The organism is Cereibacter changlensis JA139, from assembly GCF_003034985.1.
Lineage (GTDB): Bacteria > Pseudomonadota > Alphaproteobacteria > Rhodobacterales > Rhodobacteraceae > Cereibacter > Cereibacter changlensis.
Window position 1 is genome coordinate 1 of record NZ_PZKG01000225.1, and the last position, 4,045, is coordinate 4,045.

General features: G+C 60.2%; 5 protein-coding genes. All 5 read left to right on the forward strand.

Annotated elements, in window-relative coordinates; translation table 11 throughout:
- Window positions 1-327: 327 nt before the first annotated feature.
- The 5 genes from C5F48_RS22240 to C5F48_RS22260 are packed head-to-tail and all read left to right on the forward strand — an operon-like array spanning window position 328 to window position 3,853.
- The gene (locus C5F48_RS22240; protein ID WP_107665921.1) at window positions 328-1,053 is read left to right on the forward strand and encodes a serine O-acetyltransferase; all 726 of its coding nucleotides are present in this window, start codon (window positions 328-330) and stop codon (window positions 1,051-1,053) included.
- 11 nt (window positions 1,054-1,064) lie between these two features.
- Window positions 1,065-1,943, forward strand: a complete 879-nt coding sequence (locus C5F48_RS22245) for a PLP-dependent cysteine synthase family protein (protein ID WP_170139734.1) — start codon at window positions 1,065-1,067, stop codon at window positions 1,941-1,943.
- 10 nt (window positions 1,944-1,953) lie between these two features.
- On the forward strand, window positions 1,954-2,799 hold the full coding sequence (locus C5F48_RS22250) for a class I SAM-dependent methyltransferase (protein ID WP_107665923.1): 846 nt from the start codon (window positions 1,954-1,956) through the stop codon (window positions 2,797-2,799).
- A complete protein-coding gene (locus C5F48_RS22255) occupies window positions 2,796-3,554 on the forward strand; it encodes an AzlC family ABC transporter permease (RefSeq protein WP_107665924.1) in 759 nt (252 codons plus the stop codon). Before C5F48_RS22250 ends, C5F48_RS22255 begins: the two co-directional genes overlap by 4 nt.
- Window positions 3,533-3,853: an AzlD domain-containing protein gene (locus C5F48_RS22260; RefSeq protein WP_107665925.1), complete on the forward strand. Its 321-nt coding sequence runs from the start codon at window positions 3,533-3,535 to the stop codon at window positions 3,851-3,853. Before C5F48_RS22255 ends, C5F48_RS22260 begins: the two co-directional genes overlap by 22 nt.
- The last annotated feature ends 192 nt before the right edge of the window (window positions 3,854-4,045 follow it).

Genomic DNA, 4,045 nt, shown 5'->3' on the forward strand with positions numbered 1-4,045 from the left:
AGCGGAATTCAAAGCAAGTTGCCCGAAGCAACTCGAGGCCGCCAAGGATCTGCCGATCGCTCCACAGGCAAATGTCGTCTCGGTCCTTCCCCATTTCTTACCCTGCATCAAAGCGTACAAGAAGAACGTAGGGCCCTTGCGCCCGGATTGTCGATAGCAGGATTTTCCCACCAAGATGCTGTCACCACGGCTTTGCTTCTGCGAGCCTCGGTCAAACGACAGGAATCTCCTATAACGTGCGATCTTCTACTCCCTAGGGTCTTGGTGGCGAATGGCACACAAAAGGGGCCGTTCACTCTGAACCCTTTAACGAAAAGATGCTCCGCGATGTACAATTTGCGCCCGTTAGCTCGCAGCACACTTGAGCAAAGCACTTTCGATCTCTTACGCTGCTTGGCCAAGATTGCCTTTGATCTGATCCATTCGAGCCTTGATACGCGCACCCAGCAAATGACCCTGGATGCCGTCAAGGAAGAAGTTTCCACCGACCTGCTAGCCTATCACGAACGCGACCCCAGTGTCCGGCACAAGCCAATCTCTTGCTTGGTTTCGGTGTATTCCACCTACTTTGCTATTTTCAGCTATCGCCTTTCCCACCAGCTCATTCGCCATGCCGGTGACGATGAGGGAACGACGCGAGAAGCCATGCATCTGAGCTTCGCCGCGCGTTCGAATACGGGTATCGAAATCCACCCCGAGGCGCTCATCGGCAAAAGGTTTGTCATCGACCACGGTTGGGGCACAGTCATCGGCCAGACCGTGGAAATCGGCGACGATTGCTATCTGCTCAACAATATCACGCTAGGCGGGCGCGATGTTGCCGATGCCCATGACGGCAAACGCCATCCTACTATCGGCGACCGGGTACAGATCTGCGCGCGGGCCAAGGTCTTCGGACCCATCATAGTAGGTGACGACTGCTTCATCGGCCCCGATGTCACGCTCACCGAGGATCTCGCCCGTGGGACCACTCTGTTGCATGGTCGTGGCCCTGTGGTGACGGGCACCTTCCGCGAAGCTGAGCGCACTCCGGCTTTGGCGGGGCTTTCGTGACGAGGATGTCCATGACGCCTGTGATCTCTCCGCTCACCAATCTTCGGATCAAGATGGAGCACCTCAACCCCGGAGGCAGCCATAAGTCGCGCGCGGCCCGGTATATCATCGAAAGCGCGATTGTGGCTGGCGAGTTGCGCCCCGGTGGCCCGCGGCGCATCCTAGAAAAGAGCGGTGGCAATTTCGGCATCGGCTTGGCATATGAGGCAGCCAAGCACGATATTGGCGTCGATCTGGTGATCGGCCTCTCCTTTTCACCGCTCAAGCGCGTCCTTTGTCAGGAATACGGTGCCCGTCTGGTTGGCCTGGACCTCCTGCATCAGGGCATGCAGCCCAAGGATGTCGTCGCAACTCTACTGGCAGCCGACGCGAACCGCTATTTCTTCACCAACCAGTTCGCCAATCCCGGCAACTTCGAGGCACATCTGCACGAAACCGGCCCCGAGATTGTGCAGCAGGTGCGAGCCGATCTGGATCGTTTCGCGGGGTGCAGTCTTGTCCTGGGAGCGGGAACCGGGGCACATGCTGCCGCACTCGCCACAGTGCTGCGGGAATCCTGCGCCGTTGTGGAACTGGTGCTGGTTGAACCAGAAAACTGTTCGTTCGCCGAAGGCCGGTTCGGCGACCATGCGCAGAAGGGAACAGCCGTGGGCGTCCTGCCGCCCTTTCTCGATTTCGCGCACGTTGACCGGATCATACCCGTCTCAGACGCTGAGGCCTTCGAGGGTCAGAAACGCTTCGCCCGCGAAACGGGCTTCTACCCAGGCCCGACCAGCGGAGCGAACTATCACCTCGCCTGCCAGAACGCCGCAACCTCGCCTGAGCGCCTCGTGATCTCGATGATCTACGACGCGGGCGATTGCTATCTCGATCAACGCATTTCCGCTTGAGGACCAAGCTATGATCAGAAGTCAATCCGAAGCCAACGAACGGCTCAGTTTCCGCGAATTCGAGTGTCATGGCTGGGAAGAGAGGGTGACCGAATACGACCGTTCCTGGGGACATGTCACTCGCGCCTTCATTCCCGCCATCCTACGCACTCTGCCACGGATCGAGGGGTGTCGATTGCTTGATCTGGCAACGGGGCCGGGCTATGCCGCCGGCGCAGCGGCCGCGTGCGGGGCCGATGCGCAGGGTGTGGATTTTTCTGCGCATATGGTGGCGCAGGCCAGATCCGCCTATCCCGACGCTACATTTCACATCGCCGACGTCCTGGACCTGCCTTTCGAAGGATCGGCGTTCGATGCCGTCGTTTCCAATTTCGGGGTGCAGCACTTTGCTGATCCCGCAGCGGTCTTCGCTGAGGCTGCGCGCGTCCTGCAACCGGGTGGGATGTTGACATTCACCCTTTGGGCGGAACGCACGCGCAACGCCGCCGCGCTCATTCTCGAAACGGCGGTGGAGCGCCATGCCGTCATTCCTTCCCCCGTCCCTGAAGGGCCTGACTACCACCATCTCCTGAGCCTCTCTGAACTGCGTGCCACTCTAGGCCGGGCCGGCCTCGATACCACGACGGTGTCTTCGCGGCTTCAGATCGTCCCTTGGCGATTGAAGACTCCAGATGAGCTGTTTCAGGCCGAGTTTTCTGGCTCTGTGCGATCCGGTGCACAGTTGCGGTGCCAACCGGCGGCGGCCCTTGAGAACATCCGGCACGCCATGGCCGCCGACATCAGTGTCAACTACCGCGAGAGCAGCAGCTTCATCGTCCCGATGGCGGCCTATGTGATTTCAGCGAGCAAACCATGAGCGAACAAACCGCCACCTATCATATTGCGCCGGAAGATGGCTTCCAGGCTGGGGTCATAGCCTGCTTGCCCACCGTTCTTGGTTACTGGAGCATTGGCTTTGCGGCCGGCGGGATCGGCACTCTTTCCGGATTCTCGGTGACCGAGGTAGCCCTGCTGGCAGCCCTCCTCTACGCCGGATCGGCCCAGTTTCTGTTCTATTCGCTTGCCTTGGCCAATGTCGGAATCCTCGCCATCGTTCTCGGCGTGCTACTGGTCAACGCTCGCTATCTGCTGATGAGTTCCTATCTGTCGCGCTTCTTCCAGAACAAGCGCTGGGGTGAGAAATTCCTTGGCGGAGCGCTGTTGACCGACGAAACCTTTGGGGTCGCGGCGCAGCGGGCCAAGGCATCGGGGGAACTGCCGTTCCGCTGGCTTCTGGGCCTCAACCTCACGGCTTATGTAAACTGGATCGTAGCCAACCTGGCCGGAGCGATGCTGGCTCACTACCTGCCCGAAGGCATGATCGACAGCCTGAGCTTCAGCCTGACGGCCATGTTCGTCGGTCTTTTGTTGCTCACCTATCTTGCCAGCGATACCCGTTCTCTGGAGCTTGTGGCAATCGCCGTCGCCGCAGGAATGGTGGCCATCCTCTTCCATGCTGCACCTGCCAATATCGTGCTGCTGGCTGCCACCGTGGTCGGCGCTTTGGCAAGCGCCCTCCTTTCGCTTCGTAACCTGCATCGGAATCGCCAATGGCTTCGTCCTTCCTCCTGACCGTACTGTTGTGCGCCGCTGTCACCGTCTCGGTTCGCGCCCTGCCCATCGTGCTGCTTTCGCGGCTGAACTTCCCACTCGCTGTGCGCGAATGGCTCAACTTCGTGCCCGCGGCGATCATGGCGGCGATCATCGTGAGCGAAGTTTTGGGGCACCCGGCTCTTACCGAGGCGGGTTGGAGTATCTCCCTCCTCGCCACACTGGTGAGCTTTTCCGTCGGTCTGGCTACGCGCAGCCTGTTCCTGACGGTGCTTGCCGGCGTCGCCGCCTTCGCCCTTCTCGGCTGGATCCTGCCCTAGCCCCGTCCGATCCTCAGGACCCCTCCTCCGGCTCAGTTCTGGGTGGAAATCAACACTCTTTAGGTTGGGTGCCGTGCGGGGGGCCGGGCTGACGTCAATTCGAGAACGCCGTCGTCACGATCTCCTCCAGCGCGGCGATCTCGGCATCGGTGAGTTTGACGAAGGGGGCGCGGTCTCGCCTGCGCTTCGGGA